Annotated in this window: 25 protein-coding genes and 2 tRNA genes; 16 read left to right on the forward strand and 11 right to left on the reverse strand. The window is 56.3% G+C overall.

The window, feature by feature from the left end; translation table 11 throughout:
• Window positions 1-33: 33 nt before the first annotated feature.
• Window positions 34-729, reverse strand: a complete 696-nt coding sequence (locus ACR8BN_RS12240; protein WP_323168924.1) for an extensin-like domain-containing protein — start codon at window positions 727-729, stop codon at window positions 34-36.
• A gap of 286 nt (window positions 730-1,015) precedes the next feature.
• Between ACR8BN_RS12240 and cycA the strand changes: the two genes are divergently transcribed.
• Window positions 1,016-2,410: a D-serine/D-alanine/glycine transporter gene (cycA, locus tag ACR8BN_RS12245; protein WP_307746782.1), complete on the forward strand. Its 1,395-nt coding sequence runs from the start codon at window positions 1,016-1,018 to the stop codon at window positions 2,408-2,410.
• A 46-nt stretch (window positions 2,411-2,456) separates the two neighbouring features.
• Here cycA and ACR8BN_RS12250 read toward each other — a convergent pair whose 3' ends face one another.
• The gene (locus ACR8BN_RS12250; RefSeq protein ID WP_434746971.1) at window positions 2,457-3,431 is read right to left on the reverse strand and encodes a metal-dependent hydrolase; all 975 of its coding nucleotides are present in this window, start codon (window positions 3,429-3,431) and stop codon (window positions 2,457-2,459) included.
• 38 nt (window positions 3,432-3,469) lie between these two features.
• Entirely contained in the window at window positions 3,470-4,105 is a 636-nt protein-coding gene (gene rutR / locus ACR8BN_RS12255) for an HTH-type transcriptional regulator RutR (RefSeq protein ID WP_003849991.1), read from the reverse strand.
• Window positions 4,106-4,411: 306 nt separating this feature from the next.
• Between rutR and rutA the strand changes: the two genes are divergently transcribed.
• From rutA to rutG, 6 genes are read left to right on the forward strand one after another with little or no spacing between them, the layout of a single operon-like run.
• Window positions 4,412-5,503 (forward strand): pyrimidine utilization protein A, encoded by a 1,092-nt coding sequence (gene rutA, locus ACR8BN_RS12260; protein WP_010669800.1) that lies wholly within the window; start codon window positions 4,412-4,414, stop codon window positions 5,501-5,503.
• Window positions 5,503-6,216 carry a pyrimidine utilization protein B gene (gene rutB, locus ACR8BN_RS12265; protein WP_010246624.1) on the forward strand — a complete coding sequence of 238 codons (714 nt, stop codon included), beginning with the start codon at window positions 5,503-5,505 and terminating at the stop codon, window positions 6,214-6,216. The genes rutA and rutB overlap by 1 nt, the downstream gene beginning before the upstream one ends.
• 20 nt (window positions 6,217-6,236) lie before the next feature.
• Window positions 6,237-6,632 carry a pyrimidine utilization protein C gene (gene rutC / locus ACR8BN_RS12270; RefSeq protein WP_010246626.1) on the forward strand — a complete coding sequence of 132 codons (396 nt, stop codon included), beginning with the start codon at window positions 6,237-6,239 and terminating at the stop codon, window positions 6,630-6,632.
• Window positions 6,632-7,441, forward strand: coding sequence for a pyrimidine utilization protein D (rutD, locus tag ACR8BN_RS12275; protein WP_434746972.1), 810 nt, complete (start codon window positions 6,632-6,634; stop codon window positions 7,439-7,441). Before rutC ends, rutD begins: the two co-directional genes overlap by 1 nt.
• A 19-nt stretch (window positions 7,442-7,460) precedes the next feature.
• Complete coding sequence (gene rutF / locus ACR8BN_RS12280) at window positions 7,461-7,976, forward strand: NADH-dependent FMN reductase RutF (protein WP_434746973.1); 516 nt, start codon at window positions 7,461-7,463, stop codon at window positions 7,974-7,976.
• 46 nt (window positions 7,977-8,022) lie between these two features.
• Window positions 8,023-9,351: a pyrimidine utilization transport protein G gene (gene rutG, locus ACR8BN_RS12285; protein ID WP_010669797.1), complete on the forward strand. Its 1,329-nt coding sequence runs from the start codon at window positions 8,023-8,025 to the stop codon at window positions 9,349-9,351.
• A 4-nt stretch (window positions 9,352-9,355) separates the two neighbouring features.
• Here the strand turns inward: rutG and ACR8BN_RS12290 are convergent, their stop codons facing one another.
• Window positions 9,356-10,270 (reverse strand): DMT family transporter, encoded by a 915-nt coding sequence (locus ACR8BN_RS12290; protein WP_010669796.1) that lies wholly within the window; start codon window positions 10,268-10,270, stop codon window positions 9,356-9,358.
• A gap of 96 nt (window positions 10,271-10,366) precedes the next feature.
• The gene (locus ACR8BN_RS12295) at window positions 10,367-10,540 is read right to left on the reverse strand and encodes a general stress protein (protein ID WP_010246636.1); all 174 of its coding nucleotides are present in this window, start codon (window positions 10,538-10,540) and stop codon (window positions 10,367-10,369) included.
• A gap of 300 nt (window positions 10,541-10,840) precedes the next feature.
• Between ACR8BN_RS12295 and wrbA the strand changes: the two genes are divergently transcribed.
• From wrbA to ACR8BN_RS12310, 3 genes are read left to right on the forward strand one after another with little or no spacing between them, the layout of a single operon-like run.
• Window positions 10,841-11,440, forward strand: a complete 600-nt coding sequence (gene wrbA / locus ACR8BN_RS12300) for an NAD(P)H:quinone oxidoreductase (protein ID WP_022625914.1) — start codon at window positions 10,841-10,843, stop codon at window positions 11,438-11,440.
• Between the two features lie 20 nt (window positions 11,441-11,460).
• Window positions 11,461-11,691, forward strand: a complete 231-nt coding sequence (locus ACR8BN_RS12305) for a YccJ family protein (RefSeq protein WP_010669794.1) — start codon at window positions 11,461-11,463, stop codon at window positions 11,689-11,691.
• 53 nt (window positions 11,692-11,744) lie between these two features.
• Window positions 11,745-13,118 carry an NAD-dependent succinate-semialdehyde dehydrogenase gene (locus tag ACR8BN_RS12310; RefSeq protein WP_425011703.1) on the forward strand — a complete coding sequence of 458 codons (1,374 nt, stop codon included), beginning with the start codon at window positions 11,745-11,747 and terminating at the stop codon, window positions 13,116-13,118.
• 65 nt (window positions 13,119-13,183) lie between these two features.
• Here ACR8BN_RS12310 and agp read toward each other — a convergent pair whose 3' ends face one another.
• The 3 genes from agp to ACR8BN_RS12325 form a co-directional block, all read right to left on the reverse strand.
• Window positions 13,184-14,932 carry a bifunctional glucose-1-phosphatase/inositol phosphatase gene (agp, locus tag ACR8BN_RS12315; RefSeq protein WP_434746974.1) on the reverse strand — a complete coding sequence of 583 codons (1,749 nt, stop codon included), beginning with the start codon at window positions 14,930-14,932 and terminating at the stop codon, window positions 13,184-13,186.
• Window positions 14,933-15,203: 271 nt separating this feature from the next.
• Window positions 15,204-15,291: transfer RNA gene (locus ACR8BN_RS12320), tRNA-Ser, on the reverse strand.
• 67 nt (window positions 15,292-15,358) lie between these two features.
• Window positions 15,359-15,446 (reverse strand) — tRNA-Ser (locus ACR8BN_RS12325).
• Window positions 15,447-15,666: 220 nt separating this feature from the next.
• Here ACR8BN_RS12325 and yccA point away from each other — a divergent pair.
• Together yccA and ACR8BN_RS12335 are read left to right on the forward strand one after the other, a co-directional pair.
• Window positions 15,667-16,320 carry an FtsH protease modulator YccA gene (yccA, locus tag ACR8BN_RS12330; RefSeq protein WP_434746975.1) on the forward strand — a complete coding sequence of 218 codons (654 nt, stop codon included), beginning with the start codon at window positions 15,667-15,669 and terminating at the stop codon, window positions 16,318-16,320.
• Window positions 16,321-16,424: 104 nt separating this feature from the next.
• The gene (locus ACR8BN_RS12335; RefSeq protein ID WP_010246645.1) at window positions 16,425-16,751 is read left to right on the forward strand and encodes a TusE/DsrC/DsvC family sulfur relay protein; all 327 of its coding nucleotides are present in this window, start codon (window positions 16,425-16,427) and stop codon (window positions 16,749-16,751) included.
• Here the strand turns inward: ACR8BN_RS12335 and yccX are convergent, their stop codons facing one another.
• On the reverse strand, window positions 16,752-17,030 hold the full coding sequence (gene yccX / locus ACR8BN_RS12340) for an acylphosphatase (protein WP_109653167.1): 279 nt from the start codon (window positions 17,028-17,030) through the stop codon (window positions 16,752-16,754).
• 85 nt (window positions 17,031-17,115) lie between these two features.
• Between yccX and rlmI the strand changes: the two genes are divergently transcribed.
• Together rlmI and hspQ are read left to right on the forward strand one after the other, a co-directional pair.
• Window positions 17,116-18,306, forward strand: coding sequence for a 23S rRNA (cytosine(1962)-C(5))-methyltransferase RlmI (gene rlmI, locus ACR8BN_RS12345; RefSeq protein WP_022625919.1), 1,191 nt, complete (start codon window positions 17,116-17,118; stop codon window positions 18,304-18,306).
• Window positions 18,307-18,365: 59 nt separating this feature from the next.
• Window positions 18,366-18,683: a heat shock protein HspQ gene (gene hspQ / locus ACR8BN_RS12350; protein WP_010246651.1), complete on the forward strand. Its 318-nt coding sequence runs from the start codon at window positions 18,366-18,368 to the stop codon at window positions 18,681-18,683.
• A 31-nt stretch (window positions 18,684-18,714) separates the two neighbouring features.
• On the opposite strand, the gene ACR8BN_RS12355 is transcribed toward hspQ, so the two are convergent.
• Window positions 18,715-19,134, reverse strand: coding sequence for a CoA-binding protein (locus ACR8BN_RS12355; RefSeq protein WP_010669789.1), 420 nt, complete (start codon window positions 19,132-19,134; stop codon window positions 18,715-18,717).
• A gap of 176 nt (window positions 19,135-19,310) precedes the next feature.
• Between ACR8BN_RS12355 and ACR8BN_RS12360 the strand changes: the two genes are divergently transcribed.
• On the forward strand, window positions 19,311-19,952 hold the full coding sequence (locus ACR8BN_RS12360) for a YccT family protein (protein ID WP_064704751.1): 642 nt from the start codon (window positions 19,311-19,313) through the stop codon (window positions 19,950-19,952).
• Window positions 19,953-20,021: 69 nt separating this feature from the next.
• Window positions 20,022-20,480 (forward strand): methylglyoxal synthase, encoded by a 459-nt coding sequence (gene mgsA / locus ACR8BN_RS12365; RefSeq protein WP_434746976.1) that lies wholly within the window; start codon window positions 20,022-20,024, stop codon window positions 20,478-20,480.
• A gap of 1 nt (window position 20,481) precedes the next feature.
• On the opposite strand, the gene helD is transcribed toward mgsA, so the two are convergent.
• The gene (helD, locus tag ACR8BN_RS12370) at window positions 20,482-22,536 is read right to left on the reverse strand and encodes a DNA helicase IV (protein ID WP_069026031.1); all 2,055 of its coding nucleotides are present in this window, start codon (window positions 22,534-22,536) and stop codon (window positions 20,482-20,484) included.
• Window positions 22,537-22,609: the final 73 nt, after the last annotated feature.

Raw genomic sequence — 22,609 nt, forward strand, 5'->3', positions numbered from 1 at the left:
TAATCAAACACGGTATTAATCCTGTCTGATGATTTATCGGCAGTAGCCTGCACCACGCATACCCAGATGAAAATGTGAGGCGTGAGCGGCGTTATAGTCCGGCCCCAGCGCATTGCCGAATACCTCACAGCCGCCACGCCACAGCGTATGAAGCATTGCCGCTTTTTCTTCCGGCTGTTGCCAGTGACGACTGACCTCAAGCCGCTGGCCATCAGCCAGCTGAAAGCCTGTCACATCCCAGGCATCGGCCGTGGCATGTTCACTGAGCCGCCCCTGGGCACGATGATAAATATTACGGCAGGCGTAACTGCCGACATGGGTAATTCGTACCAGTGGACTGTGCAACTCTCTGGCGGTCTGCTCACGACTGCGCAGAGCATACATGGTGCTGGCGACGGCCATAGGACAGCTGGCCAGAAAGCTGCTGCTGAGGCTGACCGGGCCAAATTTCTGAACCCGCAGCGGATGACTGAGCGGACAGTGACCCGTGACGTCCGGACGCTCGCTGAAGCTGACCCAGCCCGCCTGTTGAGCGCGGCGCATCACCGCCAGACATGCGTCAGGATCGCTGGCCAGCCTTTTCATCTTAATCTGCGTCATCCAGCCCGGCGGATCGGTAACAGAGAGTGGCGTAAAGGGATTAAACTGCGGCGGCAGATGCTGCTTAAGCCAGGGTAAGCTGACCCATCCCAGCGCAAGCAACAGCAAAAACAGGATAAGCGTGCGCATAGTCCCTCTCGCAGGTTGATGATTAGCAAACAAAAAGTGTAGAAGCCCATCGCCCTTTACGCCGCCTGACTGACATAACGTGATGAATAATTACCCAGACTGACGAAGGTTTGAACAAAATCGCGCTTTATTGCTGCTTCCGGGACGGCAGGCATCACAATTGGTAAAAAAGCGTTACCCGATTCCGGCTCTCTTCCTCTATCTTATGCCGACTTGCCCTCAGGCAGACGCCTTGACTAACAGCCAGCAGAGCTGAACACAACATCACGACAGGAAAGACAATTTTATGGTTGATCAATCTAAAGAAACCGCAAGCACCCACGAAACGCCCGATAAGCTCCAGCGCAATCTGCACAATCGTCACATCCAGCTGATCGCCATTGGTGGCGCTATCGGTACCGGCCTGTTTATGGGTTCCGGTAAAACCATCAGCCTGGCTGGCCCCTCGATCATTTTCGTCTATATGATCATCGGTTTTATGCTGTTCTTTGTGATGCGCGCCATGGGGGAGCTGCTGCTCTCCAACCTTGAGTACAAATCCTTTAGCGATTTTGCCGCTGATCTGCTTGGCCCGTGGGCCGGCTACTTTACCGGCTGGACCTACTGGTTCTGTTGGGTGGTAACCGGCATTGCCGACGTGGTGGCAATCAGCGCCTATTTCCAGCTCTGGTTTCCGGGCTTCTCGATCTGGATGAGCGCCCTGCTCTGCGTGGTGGTTTTTCTGGCGCTCAACATTGCCACCGTCAAGCTGTTTGGCGAGATGGAGTTCTGGTTCGCGATCATTAAAATTGTCGCCATTGTGGCGCTGATCGTAACCGGGATTGTGCTGGTATCGATTCACTACCCCTCACCGGGCGGCGGCACAGCGTCACTCAGCAACATCTGGGATCACGGCGGCATGTTCCCGAAAGGCCTCAGCGGCTTCTTTGCCGGCTTCCAGATTGCGGTGTTTGCCTTTGTCGGCATTGAACTGGTGGGCACGGCAGCGGCTGAAACCCACAATCCGCATAAAGTGTTACCGCGCGCGATTAATGCGATTCCGTTGCGGGTCATTATGTTTTACGTGCTGGCGCTGATGGTGATTATGGCGGTAACGCCCTGGACCCAGGTGATGGCCGATCGCAGTCCGTTTGTTGAGATGTTCGTTCTGATTGGTCTGCCTGCTGCTGCGAGTATCGTTAACTTTGTGGTGCTGACTTCTGCCGCCTCCTCAGCCAACAGCGGCATCTTCTCCACCAGCCGTATGCTCTATGGCCTGTCGCAGCAGGGTGTGGCCAGCCGCGCCTTTGGCCGACTCTCTGCCCGTGCGGTGCCGACTACCGGCCTGTTTTTCTCCTGCCTGTGCCTGCTGATTGGTGTGGCGTTGATCTACCTGATCCCGGATGTGATGAAGGTCTTCACGCTGGTGACCACCGTCTCGGCCATTCTGTTTATGTTCGTCTGGACCATCATTCTGTGCAGCTATCTGGCCTACCGTAAAAAGCATCCGCAGCGCCATGCGGAGTCGGCATTTAAGATGCCGCTGGGCAAATTCATGTGCTGGGTCTGCATGGCATTTTTCGCATTTGTTCTGGTGCTGCTGACGCTGCAGGAAGATACGCGCCAGGCGCTGTTGGTTACGCCACTCTGGTTTGCCCTGCTGGGTGTAGGCTGGATGCTGCGTAATCGTCGTAGCCGCTAATCGGTAATATCATGAACAAAGCCCGGTCAGATGACCGGGCTTTTTTTTACAGGCGATCGCCCAGCGCAGAGAAAATGGCGGATAAAGAGGGGCGTTCATAAGGTAAGCGCTGCGGCCGGGGATCGGGCTGCTGAGGCGTGCCCAGACCAAAGGTGAAGGTATACTTATCGCCTTCGCCCATGCGCAGGTCGGCAATCGTCGTCTGCCCGTCCTGCTCACGCAGGGCGTAAAAGCCGTGGCTGAACCAGGCAACACGTTCTGCATACCAGCTGCCCCGAAAGGCGTCGAACAGCTCAGGATGACGCGGGTACCACGCCACCTGCAGTGGCCGTGAGGGCGACAATAGCGACCAATAAACTTCACCATAGCGATCCGGCGTCATAATCACGCTGCGCCATACCAGCGTATTAAAGGCCGTCGGCGTCACCAGCACTTTATTGTCCGGAATACCCTGCTCCGCCAGCGACGCTCTGATCTGCCAGCCTGCAACGCCCTGAATCATCACACTCCAGACCAGATAAAGGGTACTCAGCATCAGCCCGAGCCGGTTTCCGCGCAGCCCTTTATCACTGCGCCGCCAGAGCGCGACGCCCAGGCCTGCCAGCAGCGGCAGCGTATAGAGTGGATCGACGATGTAGATACTGCCGATGACGTAAGGATAATCGGTGATCGGCAGGCCAAGCTGGGTGCCATACACCGTCATCAAATCGAGCAGCGGATGGGTGATCAGCGCCAGCCAGATGGCAGGCCACCATGCTGCCCACTTCACCCGCTGGCGAAACAGCCCCGCCACCAGCCATGCAATCAGTGGCGAGAGCAGCGTGAGCCAGAGCAACGCATGCGTTTCCGTGCGATGCAGGGTCATGTTGCGTATCGCATCGCCATGATCAAGAAAGACATCGAGATCGGGTAAGGTACCGCAGACGCCGCCCACCAGCGCGGCCTGCCAGACCGGCACCCGACGTCCCATCACTGCGACACTGACTGAGGCACCCAGCACCAGTTGCGAAACAGAATCCATTGATTAACTCCGTACCTGAACCGTGGATGTATCCTGAATTAGCGTACGCGAATCCCTTCGATGATCATGCGCTGCACATTATCAACAGCCTGATCGAAAAACGCCGGATCGCTGAGCGTCTGGCCGGTAACGGCCTCAACCTGAGTGGCAAAATCGGCGTAATGCTGCGTGGTGGCCCACAGCATAAAGATCAGATGCTGCGGCTGTACGCCCGCCAGACGTCCTTCATCAATCCAGCGTTCAATAATTGCCGCTTTGTCATCCACCAGTTGCTTAAGATCGCCTGCCAGCTCCCCTTTCAGAAGCGGAGCACCCTGCAGCATCTCCAGACAGAAGAGCCGGGAAGCCTGAGGATGATCGCGCGACACTTCCAGCTTGAGCCGGATGTAGCGCCGAATCGCGACCAATGGATCCTGATCGTGCGCCAGCGCGCGCAACGGTGCCAGCCAGACATCCAGAATCTGCTTAAGCACCGCCACATAGAGCACTTCTTTAGAGGGAAAATAGTAGAGCAGATTAGTTTTAGAGACATCGGCCAGCTCGGCTACCTTATCGAGGCTGGTGCCGTGAATGCCAAACTGTGAGAAGAAGGTTAATGCCGCTTCCAGTATGGCGGCCCGCTTCGCTGCAACCGCACGCGAACGACGCGTTGGCTTTTTTTCATCGGTATTCACACGTTTACCTCATCCTTCTGGTGTCAGCGCATCATAGCAAAGGGATTCATCGCTGCCCAATCCGCGCCCTGCACCTTTTTTGCTCAGTCTGCATGGAAAACGTGCAGCGAATTTTGACCAGACGGTCTGAAATGGACCAGTTACTCCACTTACCTCTTTCGGGTTAATTTTAACTCATTGTTATATAAAACAATAAAAAAAGTGGCACACACTTTGCAGAATTGTGACTGAGCGCGGCCCACATGGACGATGCAGGATGCAGTGCAGCGCGTGAAACACCTTTCCCCCATCGCAACGAGGTTTCACATGAAGATAGGCGTCTTTATTCCGATTGGTAACAATGGCTGGCTGATTTCGTCCAATGCGCCGCAGTACATGCCGACCTTTGAACTGAACAAAGCGATCGTGCTGAAAGCAGAGCATTACCATTTCGATTTTGCGCTCTCGATGATCAAACTGCGCGGCTTCGGCGGAAAAACCGAGTTCTGGGATCATAATCTCGAATCGTTCACCCTGATGGCTGGGCTGGCCGCCGTGACATCGCGCATTGAGATCTACGCCACCGCCGCCACCCTGACGCTGCCTCCGGCGATTGTGGCGCGCATGGCGTCCACCATCGATTCCATTTCAGGCGGTCGCTTTGGCGTCAACCTGGTGACCGGCTGGCAGAAACCGGAATATGAACAGATGGGTATGTGGCCTGGCGATGAGTACTTCAGCAGCCGCTACGCTTATCTGACCGAATACGTTACCGTGCTGCGCGATCTGTGGGGCACCGGAAAATCGGACTTTAAAGGTGAGTTCTTCACCATGAACGACTGCCGCGTGAGTCCGCAGCCGCAGCGCCCGATGAAGGTGATCTGCGCCGGACAGAGCGATGCCGGTATGGCCTTCTCTGCTCAGCACGCCGATTACAACTTCTGCTTTGGTAAAGGTGTTAACACACCCGCCGCGTTCAGCTCTACCTCGATTCGCATGAAGCAGGCCGCTGAAAAAGCGGGCCGCGATGTCGGCTCCTATGTGCTGTTTATGATCATCGCTGCTGAAACGGACGAAGAAGCGCGGGCGAAGTGGGAACACTACAAAGCGGGTGCGGATGAAGAGGCGCTCTCCTGGCTCACCACCCAGAGTCAGCAGGACACCAAATCGGGCAGCGACACCAATGTGCGCCAGATGGCGGATCCGACCTCGGCAGTCAATATCAATATGGGCACCCTGGTGGGATCTTATGCCAGCGTGGCGCGGATGCTGGATGAGGTTGCGCAGGTCGAAGGCACCCACGGCGTGCTGCTGACGTTTGATGACTTCCTGCAGGGTATCGAGAACTTCGGGCAGCACATTCAGCCGCTGATGGCCTGTCGCAGCGCCCTGCTCGACGCACAGCAGGAGGTGGCATGATGGCTACCGTTTATTGTGCTCACACGCCGGATGTTCCACAGGTTGAACTGCCGGCGCGGCCAGAACCGATCGCCTTTCCGCCCGGCCAGACCGCGCTGATTGTCGTGGATATGCAGAACGCCTACGCCACTGAAGGCGGCTATCTCGATCTGGCGGGCTTCGATGTTTCCGCCACAAAGCCGGTGATTGCGAAAATCCATCAGGCGGTGACGGCGGCCCGTGCGGCAGGCGTTCAGATCATCTGGTTCCAGAACGGCTGGGACAGTGACTATGTAGAAGCGGGCGACGCCGGTTCCCCCAATTTCCATAAATCGAATGCCCTGAAAACCATGCGCAAACGGCCTGAACTGCAGGGCTCGCTGCTGTCGAAAGGCGGCTGGGATTACGCACTGGTCGATGAACTGGTGCCACAACCCGGTGACATCGTGCTGCCGAAATCGCGTTACAGCGGCTTCTATAACACCCCGCTCGACAGCATGCTGCGCAGCCGCGGGATCCGTCATCTGATGTTTACCGGCATCGCCACCAACGTCTGCGTTGAATCGACGCTGCGCGACGGCTTCTTTCTGGAGTACTTCGGCGTGGTGCTGGAAGATGCCACTTATCAGGCCGGCCCGCCCTTTGCTCAGCAGGCTGCCCTGTTCAATATCGAAACCTTTTTTGGCTGGGTATCGGATGTCGATACCTTCTGCGAAAGCCTGAATGCCCGCTAATCCACGATAAGGACGACGCTATGCCGAAAAGTATTATTGTTCCGCCAGGCACCACCACCCCCATCGCCCCGTTCGTTCCCGGCACGCTGGCGGATGGCGTGGTCTATGTCTCGGGTACGCTGCCGTTTGATGCTGACAACAACGTGGTGCATGTGGGTGATGCCGCAGCGCAGACCCGCCACGTGCTGGAAACCATCAAAAAGGTGATTGAGACCGCCGGTGGCAGCATGGCCGATGTGACGTTTAATTCGATTTTTATTACTGACTGGTCGAACTACGCCGCGGTGAATCAGGTTTATGCCGAGTACTTTCCCGGCGAAAAACCGGCGCGCTTCTGTATTCAGTGCGGTCTGGTCAAGCCTGATGCGCTGATTGAGATCGCCAGCGTGGCGCACATCGGCAAAGCGGAGGTCTGATGCAGCTGGATATTCTGGGTCTGCAAAATCCCGATGCACCGACGCTGGTGCTCTCATCCGGTCTGGGCGGCGTGGCGGGTTTCTGGCAGCCGCAGCTGGCCGCACTAACGGCACGCTATCGGGTGGTGATCTATGACCAGCGCGGCACCGGCCGCAGCGCTGACAGCCTGCCGGAAGGCTACAGCATGGCGATGATGGCGTCAGAACTGGCCGTCGCGCTGGCGCAGCACGGCATCCTGCGCTTCAGCCTGATCGGTCACGCGCTGGGCGGTCTGATGGGGATGCAGCTGGCGCTGGATTATCCGGATCGGATCGAACGGATCGCGGTGATCAATGGCTGGCTGACGCTGCATCCCCATACCCGTCGCTGCTTTCAGGTGCGTCAGGACCTGCTGCTCAACGTCGGCGTCGAGGCATTTGTCCGCGCTCAGCCGCTGTTTCTCTATCCAGCGGAGTGGATGGCGCAGCATCAGACGCGGCTGGAGCAGGAAGATAGCCATCACGTCGCACATTTTCAGGGAATGGAAAATCTGATGCGGCGGCTGCACGCCCTGATGAGCGCCGACTTCAGCGCGCAGGCTGCTGCCATTCCACAACCGGTGCTGGTAATCGCCAGCCAGGACGATCTGCTGGTGCCGTGGAGCTGCTCAACTGAGCTGGCCGCGGCCCTGCCCAATGCTACTGAACAGATGATGGCCTGGGGCGGCCACGCCATGAGCGTCACCGCCCCCGAAAACTTTAATGCCCTGCTGCTGCAGTGGCTGGATCAGACTGATGACGTGCAGCCGCTGCAGCGCGTCGTCGGATAACCTTTTCGCGGAGAACACGATGAGCCTGGATACCCTTACCCCTGCCGTTGAGAAAACTGAGTTTCGTAATGCGATGTCGCGGCTGGGTGCTGCGGTCAACATCATCACCACGGAAGGCCCGGCCGGACGCGCAGGCTTTACGGCCTCGGCGGTGTGCAGCGTCACGGATTCGCCGCCGACGCTGCTGGTCTGCCTTAACCGCTCTGCCTCGGTTTACCCGGTGTTCCGCGAAAACATGCAGCTCTGCGTCAATACGCTGGCAGCGGGCCATGAAACGCTCTCCAATCTGTTCGGCGGCAAAACGCCAATGGCTGATCGTTTTATTGCCGCTGAGTGGTCAACGGCCGTGACCGGCTCACCGGTACTGAGCGGCGCCGTCGTGTCCTTTGACTGTCGCATCACTCAGATTGTCAGCGTCGGTACGCATGACACGTTGTTCTGCGAAGTCGTGGGGTTAGTGCGCAATGACGACACCCACGGTCTGGCGTGGTTTGACCGGGGATACCATCCCCTGTTGCGGCAGGATGCCTGTTAACGCTTCCCTGAATCCCACCGGCATTCATAACGCTCTGGAGTAGACGATGGCACGATCCTGGTTTCCGCAATGGCAAAAGAAGTCGGCATTAACAGAAAACGGTATTATCGCCCCGGATGAGACCCTGCCTCTGGGGCAGACGCTGGTGCTGGGTTTACAGCATGCGGTGGCGATGTTTGGCGCAACGGTGCTGATGCCCCTGCTGATGGGGCTGGATCCCAACCTGGCCATTCTGGTCTCGGGTATAGGCACGCTGCTGTTCTTCTTTATAACCGGCGGTCGGGTGCCCAGCTATCTCGGGTCGAGCGCTGCCTTTGTCGGCGTGGTCATTGCGGTAACTGGCTTCAGCGGTCAGGGGCTTAATCCCAATCTCAGCGTGGCGCTGGGCGGCGTGATCGCCTGCGGCCTGCTCTACACGCTGATTGGTCTGGTGGTGATGAAGTCCGGCACGCGCTGGATTGAAAACCTGATGCCGCCGGTCGTGACCGGTGCGGTGGTGATGGCTATCGGGCTGAATCTGGCCCCGATTGCAGTTCACAGCGTCTCCGCCTCGTCATTCGACAGCTGGGTTGCGGTGATGACCGTGCTCTGTATCGGTCTGGTGGCGGTGTTTACCCACGGGATGATTCAGCGACTGCTGATTCTGGTCGGCCTGATTCTGGCCTGGGCGATCTATGCGCTACTGACCAACGGTCTGGGGCTGGGTAAGCCGGTCGATTTTACGCTGCTGTCACAGGCCGCCTGGTTTGGCCTGCCGCACACCACCGCTCCCACCTTTGATCTGCAGGCGATGGTGCTTATCGCCCCGGTGGCGATCATTCTGGTGGCTGAAAACCTCGGGCATCTGAAAGCAGTGGCGGGCATGACCGGACGCAATCTCGATCCTTACATGGGACGCGCTTTTGTTGGCGATGGCCTGGCCACCATGCTCTCCGGCTCGATCGGCGGCAGTGGCGTCACCACCTATGCCGAAAATATCGGGGTGATGGCGGTGACCAAAGTCTACTCTACGCTGGCGTTTGTCGCCGCGGCGGTTATCGCCATCCTCGCCGGTTTCTCGCCGAAGTTTGGAGCGCTGATCCACACCATTCCGGCCCCGGTGATTGGTGGCGCATCCATCGTGGTGTTCGGGCTGATTGCAGTCGCGGGTGCCCGCATCTGGGTGCAGAACCATGTCGATTTAGGCCAGAACAGTAACCTGATCATGGTGGCGACCACACTGGTGCTCGGAGCCGGTGATTTCGCGCTGAAAATCGGTTCTTTCACGCTGGGGGGTATCGGTACCGCCACCTTTGGCGCGATTATCCTCAATGCTATTCTGCGCCGACGCAGTGCGGCAAAGCAGGACAAGCCACTGGCGCGACAGCAGGGTTAACTAACTACTCCAGCGGTGTGGCAGCAGGCTGCACCGCTTTTTTTCGTTTCAGCCGCAGCTCACTGACGATCACCCCGCAGACGATCAGCGCCCCGCCCAGCAACGCCAGCGCAGGCAGGCGCTCACCCGCAATACGCCCCACGACGCCGGCCCAGACTGGTTCCCCGGCATAAATCACCGTGGCGCGGGTCGGCGAAACGCTGCGTTGCGCCCAGTTCATGGTGACCTGAATCAGGGCGCTGGCCGCACCCAGCCCCAGCGCGCTGAGCAGCAGCGGTGTTGAGATGGCAGGCACCGTTTCCCCATTGGGGATCATCAGACCAAAGGCGCACAGCGACGCCACCGCCAGCTGGATCAGGGTCACACGGCGCACATCGACCTTACCGGCATAGCGGCTGATTAAGATGATCTCGGCGGCGATCGCCAGGGTGCTGATCAGCGTCGCTATTTCACCCGCATTCAGAGTGATGCGACCATCCTGCGGCCCGGCCACCAGCAGCAGGCCGGTAAACGCCAGTACAATCCCCAGCCACGACATTAATCCCGGCGGACGGCGCAGAAACAGCCATTGCAGCAATGGCACGACAGGGACATAGAGCGCGGTAAGAAAGGCGGACTGACTGCTGGAGATGGTCTGCATTCCCCAGGTCTGAAGACCATAGCCCCCGGCGATCGACAGGCCAATCAGCGCGCCCGCTTTCACCTCCAGCCAGGTCATGCCTGCCAGATAACGGCGGAAAAAGAGCGCCAGCAACAGCGCGGCGGTGGCAAAACGCAGGCCGACAAAGAAGAACGGGCCGGAATGTTGCATCGCACGATGCACCACCAGAAAGGTGCCGCCCCAGATCATGGTTATGAATAGTAATACCAGCTCCTGCCGCGTCAGGCGCAGGGTTAAACCACGGAGTGTGTCCGACATAATTCACCTGATGATGTGTCCGGACAATATTGTGGGGAGAGCGAGGGGGAAAAGCAACGACGTTAACCGCCGGTCTCCACCGGCGGCAGGGTGGGGTTAGGCGTCCGGTTTTTTAGGACTGCTGCGTCCCCCCTTCTCACCCGCGCGCGCGGCGCGCTGCGGATCGTTTTTAAAATTACCGCCGCTGTTTTTTCCCCCTTTACGTCCCGCTTCTGCGGCACGTTCACGGTTTTCAGCAAAATTTCCAGAACCCCCACGATGTGTTGTCATGATTTGCTCCTGTCGCGTAGTGCGATAATTAAGAATTAAAAACAGAGGGCTGACGGCCCGAAACCCGGGAGCAGCCCATGTTTAAATAATAGCCAGATTATCCTTTCACTCTTCCGCCAGTCACATTTAGCAACAGAGTAATCGCCAGAAATTTGGCTAAACAACAAACACTCTGCCGACTTACAACCGATTAGCTGCTGATTTATTGCCCGACTCCTCCGCTTCGGCTTCGGCATCGCCTGCGTAAAACGAAAGCTCTTCTATACTTTTTCTGGACGTCAAAACCATCTGGAGAGATCAATGGCTAAGATTCTGGTGCTCTACTACTCGATGTACGGACATATTGAAACAATGGCGAACGCGGTTGCAGAAGGCGCTCGTCGGGTTCCCGGCGCGGAAGTGGATATCCTGCGGGTACCAGAAACGATGGAGGCCGATCGCTTTGCACAGGTGGGCGGCAAAACCGATCAGCAGGCAGCAGAAGCCACGCCTGAGGTGCTGCCGCACTATGACGCAATTATCGTCGGTACCCCGACCCGCTTCGGCAACATGGCCGGACAGATGCGTACCTTCTGGGATCGCACCGGCGGACTCTGGGCGTCAGGCGCGCTGTTTGGCAAGGTTGCCAGCGTCTTTACCTCAACCGGCACCGGCGGCGGTCAGGAACAGACCATCACGTCTGTCTGGACCACCCTGGCGCATCACGGCATGGTGATTGTGCCAATCGGCTACGGCACCAAAGAGTTGTTCGATATTTCTCAGGTTCGCGGTGGCACGCCTTATGGAGCCACCACACTGGCGGGCGGCGATGGTTCGCGTCAGCCTACCGAAGCGGAACTCAATATCGCCCGTTTCCAGGGTGAACATGTGGCCGGACTGACAGTCAAACTGCAGGACTGATTTAATCAAAGGAGAAAAGTATGTCTACTGAACAATCAAAAGCACATCACGTTGGCGAATGGGCCAGTCTGCGTCATACCTCCCCTGAAATTGCTGAGGCCATCTTCGAAGTGGCCAATTACGATGAAAAACTGGCAGAAGAGATCTGGCGTCAGCAAGGCAGTGATGACGTGCTGATTCGCGCCTTTGAAAAAACCGATAAAGATCTCCTGACCTGGGATGACAAGCCCGTAGAACGTAAGAACGTCTGATTCAGGGGCGGGACTTTCCCGCCCTCAATTTTTAGCACACCAAGGAGTACGCTATGTCTTCCTATCAAAGCATTAATCCCGCAAACAACCAGTTGCTGAAAAGCTGGCCGTCACACGATGAAGCCGCCGTCAGCCATGCCCTCGAAGTGGCCGATCGCCTTTTCCATTCTTCATGGAGTAAAGGTGATATTCAGCCGCGTCTGCAGGTACTGAAAAAACTGGCTGACCTGATTGATAGCCGCGCGGAAGAACTGGCCACCATCGCCAGTAAAGAGATGGGTAAACTGATTGGTCAGAGCCGCGGAGAAGTGAAAATCTGCTCGCAGATTGCCCGCTACTACGCAGAGAATGCGGAACGTATTCTGCAGCCGCAGTCCTATCCCAGCGATCTGGGCGAAGCCTGGGTTGAGTACCACCCGATTGGCGTTTTAGTCGCCGTCGAGCCGTGGAACTTCCCTTACTATCAGCTGATGCGCGTGCTGGCACCTAACCTGGCGCTGGGTAACCCGGTGCTGGCAAAACATGCCAATATCGTGCCGCACTGTGCCGATATCTTTGAAAAGCTGGTTCGTGAAGCGGGTGCGCCTGAAGGGGCCTGGACTAACCTGTTCATCTCCACCGATCAGGTCGCCGATCTGATTGCTGACGACCGGGTGCAGGGTGTCGCCCTGACCGGATCCGAGCGCGCTGGCAGCGCCGTGGCTGAGCAGGCCGGTAAGCATCTTAAGAAATCGACGCTGGAGCTGGGTGGCAATGACGTGTTTGTGGTGCTGGATGATGCCGATCTCGACGAAGCGGTACGTCAGGGTGTGCAGGCTCGCCTCAGCAACTGCGGCCAGGTCTGTACCGCCGCAAAACGTTTTATTCTGCATGAGAAGATTGCCGATCGCTTTATCAGCCAGTTCAGCGCTGCACTGAGTTCCGCTACGCTGGGCGATCCGCTGGATGAGAAGACTACGCTTGGCCCGCTCTCCTCCGCTGACGCGCGTGACCGCCTGGTGAAACAGGTAGACGAAGCCGTCGCCAATGGCGCAAAACTGGTCACGGGCGGCAAAGCCGTTGACGGTGCAGGTTGCTACTATCAGCCAACCATTCTCACTGGCATTACCCCGGATAATCCCGCCTATTATCAGGAGTTCTTCGGTCCGGTCGCGCAGGTTTATGTCATAAGTGACGATCAGGCGGCTGTGGCGCTGGCGAACGACTCTCACTATGGTCTTGGCGGCTCGGTCTGGACACGCGATATTGCACGGGGTCGTAAACTGGCCTCTGCCATTGAAACCGGCATGGTGTTTATCAACTCTCAGAGCGACACCTCAGCGGAACTGCCCTTTGGTGGCGTGAAACGTTCAGGTTATGGCCGTGAGCTGTCTGATCTGGGCATCAAAGAGTTTGCTAACCAGAAACTGGTGGTCGTGGCGGGTTAACCGCCTTGCAGCCATAAAAAAACCCCGTCTCGACGGGGTTTTTTATTATCGGCCAGATAGCGCGATTACTGTGTTGCCACAGCCGCTGACTTTGATTCGTCGTTGCGCGCTGTTGCAGGCGTGTTCGAGGCGTTAGCCTGGTCAGCCGCGCTTTTATCGGCACTGGCTGATTTCGCTGCCGCGTTGTCCGCTTTCGCTTTCTCAGCGGCGGCTTTATCGGCTGCTGCCTTGTCCGCTTTTGCCTTCTCGGCGGCGGCTTTATCCGCTGCTGCCTTGTCCGCTTTTGCCTTCTCGGCGGCGGCTTTATCCGCTGCTGCCTTGTCCGCTTTTGCCTTCTCGGCTGCAGCTTTATCGGCTGCTGCTTTGTCCGCTTTTGCTTTTTCAGCGGAGGCTTTATCCGCTTCAGACTTCTCAGCGGCAGCTTTATCGGCGTCAGCCTTCTCTTTGGCTGCGGTCGCTTTATCCGCTTCAGCCTTATCAGCAGCAGCGTCATTCGTCGCTGCGGCTTTCGCACTGTCGTCGTCAGACTGGGCTGCCGGTTGTGGTGCCGCCGCTGGCTGCATTGGCGTGCCCTGCAGCGCAGCATTCAGCACCTGAGAGAACTGATCCCAGCTACAATAGCCGTTTGCATCGGTCTCACAACCCGCCAGTTGCAGCGTAACGCGCTTCGGTGGATTCTTCAGGCTCAGCACGTCTGCGTTGCGCAGCTGATCGGCGCTCTGATAGACATACTCAACTTTGAGCAGGTCTTTATCATTTTTCGCATCATGCCAGCGTTCGAAAACAACCTGACCGCCAATCGGCGTTTTTTCGAAGGTATCAGGCAGTTCATAAGGCTTGACCTGCAACGCGCTCAGCAGCGAGGCGATGTTTGAGTCATGGCCTACCATCAGCGTAATTTTTGGCGCGTTGGCTTTGTCCTGATCCACTAACTGACTGCGAATATAGTCCACCAGCGGTGCCGCCACTTCACGGGAAATGTCCGGGCTGGTAAACAGCGCATCCTGGTAACCATTTTTAATCGCTGACAGCTCTTTCCACTGCTCAGGCGTTTTGATCTGGCCCCATGCAACCTGATCCAGCGGGAAACCTTCGTAATATTGCAGCGTGAACGCATCCATCAGCGAATTCCCCGTTTTCAGCGGGCCACTGACATTCGGTTCTTTACCATTTTCAGCGCTGAAGGTGTTCTGACCACTGCTGAGGTCACACTGCTTTTTATTGTTGCAGGCAGGCGATGCTTTGTAGTCGACAATCTTTTCCAGGCGCTGGAAGGCAGGCTTCAGCGACAGTTTTTCATTCGCAGCGGCCATCTCAGCCAGCGCTTTCTTATTGAATGCTTCACTGCCATCTGTGATAACCGGATTGAAAATAGGATCCATGGAGCCCATTTCATCCTGATGAGTGACAGCGACGTCACAGCCCGGGAAGGCGCCATTAACAAAGAACTGGGCGGTGGCCACAGTGCGCTGCAGGCTGTTGGCGTAAACAAAGACGTTATTGCTGTCAGGACAGCTGCCGTTCTTCACCAGGCCCTGCTGTGCCAGCCACTGACGGGTGTAGTTACCCATGTAGACTTCCAGCACACCACCTTTAGTGGTCAGCTGTCCGCCGGGAACATCCCACTGCGGCCAGCTCTTTTTGGTCGACTGCGCCAGCACGCTGCCATTATCAGCCAGCGGTGCACGCAGATTGTGGCGACTTAACATCAGCACCTGTTGCAGCTGCATATCACCCTCAGCAGCAAATGCTACCGTTCCGACCGGCAATGCAGCGAGCACTGACAATGCGCAAAGACTCAGTTTCTTGATCATTGTGCCTATTCCATTCATTCAGTAAAGAAACACTCTGGCTATCAACCGATTAGCTCGCCTCAGAGCGATGTAATCAACAGTGTAACTCAGCTCGCCTCAGAAAAGCGCCAGATGTTTGCAAAAACGGTGAGTGGACTATAGCAGAGATGCACCTGAGAGATGAATGCGCAGCCACGCGTCACAGAGAGAGACACGCTTTTTTCAGACAGGAAGAAGAAACAGTGAGGGCAGAAACGAAACAGGCCAGCACTGAGTGCTGGCCTGTAAAATGTGGCGGAGGAGGAGAGATTCGAACTCTCGGATGGTTTCCCATCGGCGGTTTTCAAGACCGCTGCCTTAAGCCGCTCGGCCACCCCTCCGTTTTGAAACTGTACTGCATTGGCAAAACATTTATTTTTGCCGCTTTATTGCCCAGGGCAGATAAAGTGGCGGAGGAGGAGAGATTCGAACTCTCGGATGGTTTCCCATCGGCGGTTTTCAAGACCGCTGCCTTAAGCCGCTCGGCCACCCCTCCGCAATGACGCGCACTATAAACACCCCGTTTAGGGATGTAAAGCACCTATCTGTCTATTCGCCTGAAAAACAGCCAGATTGTGATTTTTCGGTGTCAAAATCGCCACTCTGCTCAAACAATTAGCAGTTTAGCGCGTAAAGAAGGGTAAAACGCCTTTTCCCTCTTTAATGGCCTGCGTATTCTCGGCACATATTTGGTGTTCTGCTTAAAGGAGCGCAACATGGAAAGAATTGTCACCTCATCGCAGGCCTCACTGCTGTCTACGCACAGAGTTCTGCGCAATACCTATTTTCTTCTCGGACTGACTCTGGCCTTCTCAGCCGTTACGGCTACCGCCAGCACCCTGCTGGCCCTGCCTGCGCCGGGTTTAATCCTGATGCTGGTTGGCTTCTATGGCTTGATGTTTTTAACTTACCGTCTGGCTAACAGCCCGATGGGCATCCTGGCCGCTTTTGCCTTTACGGGCTTCCTGGGTTATTGCCTGGGGCCTATCCTGAGCTCATTCTTAACCGCAGGCATGGGTGACGTTATAGCGCTGGCGCTGGGCGGCACGGCCCTGGTGTTCTTCTGCTGTTCGGCTTACGTGCTGACCACCCGTCGTGATATGTCCTTCCTCGGCGGCATGATGATGGCAGGTTTCGTCGTGTTGCTGGTTGCTGTCGTAGCCAACATCTTCCTGCAGCTGCCTGCATTGCATCTGGCCATCAGCGCCCTGTTCATTCTGTTTTCAGCCGGTGCGATTTTGTGGGAAACCAGCAACATCATTCACGGGGGCGAAACCAACTACATTCGGGCGACGGTCAGCCTCTATGTTTCGCTCTATAACATCTTTGTCAGCCTGCTGAGCCTGCTGGGATTTGCCCGCAGTAACTAATCCGCAGTGACAGTAGCCTGTAAAACCCCGCTTCGGCGGGGTTTTTGCTTTTACTGCCCGCCAGGTTTGATAAACTGCGCCGTCATTTACTAAGAGGATGTCACGTGAATTTTAACGGTAACGAAATCGCCGTTGATGCCGAAGGCTATCTGAAGCATCCCGGCGACTGGAGTGAAGCACTGGCTGTCCACATCGCCGATCAGGAAGGCCTGACCCTGACCGAAGCACACTGGGAAGTGGTCCATTTTGTGCGCGCCTTTTATCTGGAATATAACACCTCCCCTGCCGTGCGAATGCTGGTGAAGGCGATGGCGCAAAAATATGGGGAAGAGAAAGGCAATAGCCGCTATCTGTTCCGCCTGTTCCCTGAAGGGCCGGCTAAACAGGCGACGAAAATCGCCGGCCTGCCTAAGCCGGCGAAATGTCTGTAATTAACCGGTCGTAAAATCGCGGGGCGGCTCTGCGGGCTGGTACGGCTCCACCAGCACCTTTTCAACGCGCGCGCTGCGTGGCCCGCCCGCTTTAAGCCAGGCGATCAGCGCATCGACCTGCTCCGCCTCACCCCAGGCCAGCACCTCGACACTGCCGTCATCCAGATTTCGCGCATAGCCCAGTACGCCCAGCGTCCTGGCTTCTGCCTGAGTACTGTAACGAAACCCGACGCCCTGGACGCGGCCATGAACCCATGCTTTAAAACAGGCTGCTGACATTATTCTCTCCTGCTGCTGTTCGTTGCAATTTCCCGTTATCCACCGGACAATGGCGCCTCATTTTTTCAGGTAAGCATAGCAAACTATGACAGTCAGATTGATTCTCGCAAAGGGACGTGAAAAGTCCCTGCTCCGTCGCCATCCATGGGTCTTTTCAGGTGCCGTTGCGCGTCTGGAAGGTAAAGCGCAACTGGGTGAAACCATTGACGTTTGTGACAGTAACGGTAAATGGCTGGCTCGCGCCGCTTATTCACCCGAGTCGCAGATCCGCGCCCGCGTCTGGAGCTGGCAGGCCGATGAATCCATCGATATCGCCTTCTTTGTCCGCCGGTTTGAACAGGCGCAGCAGTGGCGCGAATGGCTGGCGGCCCGCGATGGTCTGGACAGCTATCGCCTGATCGCCGGTGAATCTGATGGTTTACCGGGCGTCACCATCGACCGCTTTGGCAACTTTTTAGTGATGCAACTGCTCTCAGCAGGCGCAGAATATCAGCGTGCAGCGATCATCACTGCCCTGCAGCACTGTTTCCCTGGCTGCGCCATCTATGACCGTTCTGACGTCGCCGTTCGTAAGAAAGAGGGTCTGGCGCTGACGCAGGGCACCGTTACCGGTGAACTGCCGCCGCCGCTGCTGCCGATTACTGAACATGGCATGAAGCTGCTGGTGGATATCCAGGGCGGTCACAAAACCGGCTATTATCTTGATCAGCGTGACAGCCGTCTCGCTACGCGTCGTTACGCACAGGATGCCCGCGTCCTTAACTGCTTCTCTTACACCGGCGGATTCGCGGTTTCTGCGCTAATGGGTGGCTGTAAAGAAGTGATCAGCGTGGATACCTCACAGGAGGCGCTGGACGTTGCCCGTCAGAATGTTGAACTCAATGAGCTGGATCTCTCCCGCGCGCAATTTGAGCGTGATGATGTTTTCAAACTGCTGCGCCGTTATCGGGACAGTGGTGAGAAATTCGATCTGATCATTATGGATCCGCCAAAGTTCGTTGAAAACAAAAGCCAGTTGATGGGCGCCTGTCGCGGCTATAAAGACATCAATATGCTTGCCATTCAGTTACTGAATCCGGGCGGCGTATTAATGACCTTCTCCTGCTCCGGTCTGATGGCCACCGATCTGTTCCAGAAGATCATCGCCGATGCCGCGCTGGATGCGGGCCGTGAAGTACAGTTTATCGAACAGTTCCGCCAGGCCGCGGATCATCCGGTGATCGCCAGCTATCCGGAAGGTCTCTACCTGAAAGGTTTCGCCTGCCGCGTAATGTGACTTGAAAAAACGGCTCCTGCCCCAATATTGGTAAGAGAGCTTTTTTTTGGGAGGTCACAATGATTGCCAGTAAATTTGGTATTGGTCAGCAGGTTCGTCATCGTTTGTCCGGCGTACTGGGCGTTATCGTCGATGTCGATCCTGAATACTCGTTAGATGAGCCTAAAATTGAAGATGTTGGCGCGGAAGAGAAAATGCGCACCGCGCCCTGGTATCATGTGGTGATGGAAGATGAGGAAGGCGATCAGGTACATACCTATGTTGCTGAGATTCAGCTTTCCGGCGAAACCAGCATTGAACACCCTGAGCAGCCTTCAATGGATGAGCTGGCAGCATCGGTACGTCAGCAATTACAGGCACCTCATCTGCGACACTAATTAGTGGCGGCACGCTCTGCCGCCACACTCATCATTTCTGACGCGTTATTCCCAGACGCGGAATTTCAATCTTCGGGCAGCGATCCATAATCACCGTCATGCCCGCATCCTGTGCCAGTACCGCCGCCTGCTCATTAATCACACCCAGCTGCAGCCATAATGTTTTTGCCCCCACGGCGATAGCCTCCTGGGCCACGCCCCACGCGGCTTCAGAATTGCGAAAGACGTCCACCATATCAATCTTGCCCGGTACATCCGCCAGGCTGGCATACCCCTGCTGCCCCAGCAGCGTTTTTCCTGCCAGTTTCGGGCTGACCGGGATCACCTCATACCCCTGATCGAGCAGATATTTCATCACACCGTAACTGGGACGTTCGGGGCGATCGCTTGCTCCGACTAAGGCGATACGTTGGGTGCGCGTCAGCACCTCACGAATTGTCTGATCGTTCATGTTTATCTCCTTTCAGGCCAGTGTTGAGTGTAGATTGGCGTGCCCTTTAGCGGGTAAGCCCTCAGCGAAATTAATTGAACCCGCGCACGAATAAATATGTTTAAATGTAAATTAACTGCCATAATGTAAGAATTTGCTACACACCATCCTTTGTGTCTTCAGTTACCGGAGTTGAAATGAAGCTGTCGCTGGCTGTAACGGGGTTACTTACCCTCCTCGTTTCGGCGTCCTGTTCTGCCATCACATTAAAGCTCGATCCTCAGATCGATTTGCTGGTGCTGGATGGTCGAAAAATTTCAGGCTCCCTCCTCAAAGGCGCAGACAGCCTGGAGCTGGACCGCGGTCAGCATCAGTTTCTGTTTCGGGTAGAGCAGCAGCGCAAAGGTCAGAAAGAGAACGTCATCGCTTATCAATCGGTGCCGATGATCGTCACGTTCACCGCGGTAGCCAAAACCATCACCATTCGGTTGCCTGCGCTGGAGACAAAACGCGAGCGTTATCATTTTGACCGCAGCCTGAACTTTCAGCTGGTGGATGAAAAAGGCACGGAGATTACCAGCGTGCGCGACCACCTGCCGGTCACCACATCCGCAGATATGGAAAAAGCGATGCTGAATTATAATCGCACCCGCCAGATTGCCTCTGTGCCCCGGTTTGCAAATACCACTTCTGCTACGCCCTCTTCCGTCCGGCTTACCGCCGATCTGGACTGGACCACTCAGGCCGAACTGCCCTCGCTGCACCGCTGGTTTCACCGCTTCGATGAAGCCACGCGTCAGCAGCTTCTGACGCTGGTCAAAATGCTACGTACGAGTTGATAGAGTCGAAAGGCCAGAGGTACACTCGTGCTCTCTCTTCTTGCGCATGAGCCTTACCAGGACGCCTTTATGGAACAGACTGTTCGTACCCTCGGCACCACAAAACATATCGCGCTGGTCGCCCACGACCACTGCAAAGCCGCCCTGCTTGACTGGGTGAAACAAAACCAGCCCGCGCTGGAATCGCACATCCTCTATGCTACCGGCACTACCGGTAATCTGATCAATCGCGATACCAGTCTGAATGTGACAGCCATGCTGAGCGGCCCGATGGGCGGCGATCAGCAGGTGGGTGCGCTGATTTCGGAAGGGAAGATCGATGCACTGATTTTTTTCTGGGATCCACTCAACGCAGTGCCGCACGATCCGGATGTCAAAGCGCTGCTGCGTCTGGCTACCGTATGGAATATCCCGGTCGCCACTAACCGCTCCACGGCTGACTTTATCATTCAGTCGCCACTGTTTGCGCAAAGCGTTGAGATTATGATCCCCGACTATCAGCGCTATCTGGCCGATCGTCTGAAGTAACTCAGGCTTTACGCAACACCGGCACACCCAGCTCGCGGAAGTGATCGACAAACGGTGACGGCGCTGCCTTATCGAACATCAGAAAAACCTGCTGACGCGCACGCGTCAGTGCCACATAGGCCAGACGGCGCTCTTCTGCATCAGGGAACGCTTCTGGCTGCGGTAATAAGCCCTGTTCAATAATCGATTCGCGCGCCTCTGCCGGGAAGCCCTCTTTACCCTGCTGTAATCCCAGCAAAATGACGTAATCTGCCTGCTGACCTTTGCTGGCATGAATCGTCATAAATTCCAGATTGAGCTTTGGCCAGCGGGTTCTGGCTTTATCCAGTAAATCCGGTCGCAGATAGTGATAACGCGCCAGCAGCAGAATTCGCTCATCAGGCTTCGCGTAACCGCTGAGTTTGTTCAGCAAGGCTTCCAGCTGATCCTGCGCCAGCAGCGAAATCGACTTTTTATTGCCTTTGGTAATGCTGTTCAGCGGTTTTGCCAGCTGCTGCGGATTTTGTTGTATAAACCGGTTAGCAATGTCGCCGATGCGGTCGTTAAAACGGTAGGTTGTGTCCAGTACGCAGCGGTCTCCCTCACCAAAATAGTGATGGAATGCCGTCGTCAGCGTCATCTCCGCCCCACTAAAGCGGTAGATAGCCTGCCAGTCATCACCAACAGCAAACAGTGCAGTACGCTTATTCTGCTGGCGTAATGCGCTCAGCAACGCGGCACGCTGAGGCGAGATATCCTGGAATTCATCCACCAGAATGTGTTTCCACGGACTGATAAACCGTCCTTTTTCCAGAATGGCAATCGCCTGGTGAATCAGACCCGAAAAATCGACCGCGCCCTCCTCTTTTAATGCGCTCTTCCACGCTTTCAGCAACGGTGCCATTAGTTTGATGCGCTTACTGAAGAGATCGCGGATCTCTTCGGGAACGTCGGCGATCATCGCTGCCTGCGCACCGCCATGCATACGCATCAGACCGAGCCAGCGCTCCAGTCGTGACGCCAGCCGGTTTGCCAGCCTGTCGTCCTCCCAGAATGGGCCATCGGGCAACTCCCACTCCAGTTCATCACGCAGCCACTGACGCCAGCCGTTTGCCTGTGCCTTCTTCTCATGACACTGCTGCCGCCACTGCTGGATCAGCAGCGTGCGACGTGCATCGGCATCACTCTCAAGTTTGCTGATAACCGGCTGCTTATTACTGCCTTCGCGAATAATATGCAGCGCCAGAGAATGAAAGGTCCGCGCCTGGATGTCAGCGGCGGAGAGCCGCGACTGGATACGTGCGTTCATCTCTTCAGCCGCCTGGCGGCCAAATGCCAGTAACAGGATTTGATCGGCGCTGGCCAGCTTGCGCTGCATTAACCAGCCTGCACGGGCCACCAGCACCGAGGTTTTACCGCTGCCCGCGCCTGCCAGCACCAGAAGAGAATTCTCGCCATTAACCACCGCCTCACATTGCGACTGATTGAGTGGCGTGCTCTCGACGCTGGCAAAGAAATCCTGATAGCGGGTCAGCATGGCGGCCGTCCAGTCGCGGTTTCGCTGCCGCAACGCCGTTTCGCCCTGCTCCAGCCAGCGCTGACAGAATTGCCAGTTATCCCGGCAGTCAGCAAAATCTTTTAAGCGGGAGAGCGGCATCGGCAACGCATCGAACTGTTTGAGGATGTTGGTTTTTAGCGCCTGCAATTCGTGGCGGTTCAGCCAGCGATCCTGTGCGCCAAACGCCTCGATTTCGTCGCGTAGCGCCTGCAGCACCTCGCAGCACACTGCGCTCATCTCCAGACTCCAGCTCTGCCAGGCCTGCAGCAGATAGTGGTGAAAGCGCTGCGTTTCCTGCCATTCCGTGCCATGCAGGCGGACCACTTTTTCATCGGCCAGCAAAAACTCCAGCTCGCCCCACACCAGCCCGCGCTTGCAGGCGATATCCAGTAACTGGTTAAAGGGGATCAGATACTCATGCTTATCGCCGCTGACTTCGACGCCTGCCGCCATCAAACGGACACGATTATAAGGATGCTGGGCAAGCCGTTTGCCCATCGAGGTTGCTTTCAGTTCCACGCCGACACCAACGTCAGAGAATAGGATTAGGGGGAGTTTACCTGTCAGACCCTTAGCGCTCCAGCCTTAAAAC

The organism is Pantoea sp. Lu_F5_004 (assembly GCF_051136245.1).
GTDB lineage: Bacteria > Pseudomonadota > Gammaproteobacteria > Enterobacterales > Enterobacteriaceae > Pantoea > Pantoea agglomerans.